2 protein-coding genes are annotated in these 1,560 nt (G+C 64.4%); both read left to right on the forward strand.

Annotation, left to right across the window (positions count from 1 at the left end; genetic code table 11):
• The first annotated feature begins 403 nt into the window (after nt 1–403).
• On the forward strand, nt 404–700 hold the full coding sequence (locus KZA10_RS14745) for a hypothetical protein (RefSeq protein ID WP_218683259.1): 297 nt from the start codon (nt 404–406) through the stop codon (nt 698–700).
• A gap of 299 nt (nt 701–999) precedes the next feature.
• Nucleotides 1,000–1,329, forward strand: coding sequence for a hypothetical protein (locus KZA10_RS14750; protein ID WP_141387150.1), 330 nt, complete (start codon nt 1,000–1,002; stop codon nt 1,327–1,329).
• Nucleotides 1,330–1,560: the final 231 nt, after the last annotated feature.

The following is a 1,560-nucleotide window of genomic DNA, read 5'->3' on the forward strand; positions in this document are numbered from 1 at the left end:
ACGTGATCGATCTTGGCCCCGGCGCGGGCGACGCCGGCGGGACCGTAGTTGCAACTGGCACGCCCGTCCAGGTCGCGGATAAGGGCGTCGGTGCTTCCGCGAGCTACCTCGCCGCCGCACTGCAGGCGGCCGCTAACGTGACCCCATCGTGACGAGCGGGCCGCGGTGCGATATGAGAATCGGACCGATGCTGGGGACACCCCCGGTACGCCGAAGATAGTGCGGTCCCGGATCTCCGGAAGAGGGGTTGATCCAAGGCGGGGCATCCGGTATTCAGCCGCGGGATTGCGCTTGCAAGCGTCGAACCGCTTCCGCATCAGTCGGTGCGTAATTGGCGCCGCGCGCGATGCTCGAGCAGCTTCAGGTGGTTCGTATGTGCGCGGGGACCGAGTAGGTCCACGTCATGGGAACACTCGAATACAACAGCTCCCGGCCGCCGATTCAGGTCGACGACCAGACTCTCACGCATCTGAAGATCGTGATCGGGACGAAGCTGCGCCGCCAGGAGAGCTTCATGATGACGTGGCTCCCCCGCGATGAGGTTCCGGCCAGCCGTCTGACGATCTGGCTGCATCCGAGCATCCCCCTCATCTTCGCTTTCGACGATGCCGTGCTGCGGCCTAGCGACCCCGCACGGATCGAGCGGATGATGGAGCACGTCGCCGCGCGTGGGGAACTCGTCCTCGACCAGCTCCCCTGAACTGGCTCCCTGCGCGGCTCCTACTCGAAGGTAGTCTTGCGCGACCTGGGAAAAGGTGGGACTGTTGCTTCGCGTCTGCGACATCGATGGGTGGGGGCACCTTCCTGGGGACCGGTATCTTCGACGCGGTCGGGCGGTTGCTCTCCCTCCCCCAGAGTCTTCAGCAGCCGACCGATCACCCACCTCCGTCCCGGCGCGCGGAACACGGCGCCCCCTGGTCAGGATCCGCCTGACACACGCTGGTTTTCGACGGCGCGATTGCGTGCGGCACCGGTCTCGGCTGCCGCTAGGGTGAGCTTATGGCGACTCTTCACTACGGGGCATCCGATGATGCGATCCATATCGAGGACCGTGCTCTCGCACACCTGAAGATCGTCATCGCAACCAAGCTGCGCCGCAACGAATCGTTCACTCTGTCCTGGAAGCACCCCGAAGGAGAGCCCGGCGGGCGCTCCACGATCTGGGTTCACCCCTCGATCCCGCTGCGGTTCGTGTTCGATGAACCCGAGGCACCCCAGATCAACGTGAAGTGGGTAGAGCAGCTGATGCACACCGCGAACTCCAGCGGCGGGATCATGCTCGTCGATGAGGTCCTGGAGACGACCGAGCTCGAGGCCAGCAACGCCTAGAGCAGATCCCAGTTCCCGGACGCGCCCAGCGACAGCACCGCGTCGTCCGACTCGTACATCACGCTCTCATCGGTGATCAGCACCCGGCTACGCGGCGTGATCAACGCTCGGGTCTGATGCAGGAACAGGTGACATCTAGCGTGGCTAGCCGAGATGGCTGGCCTGGAAGGATGTCATCATGCCCAAGCCGTTTCCCAAGGAGTTCCGCGACGATGTGATCCGCGTTGCGGA

This window comes from Microbacterium sp. BF1, assembly GCF_019279095.1.
Taxonomy (GTDB): domain Bacteria; phylum Actinomycetota; class Actinomycetes; order Actinomycetales; family Microbacteriaceae; genus Microbacterium; species Microbacterium maritypicum.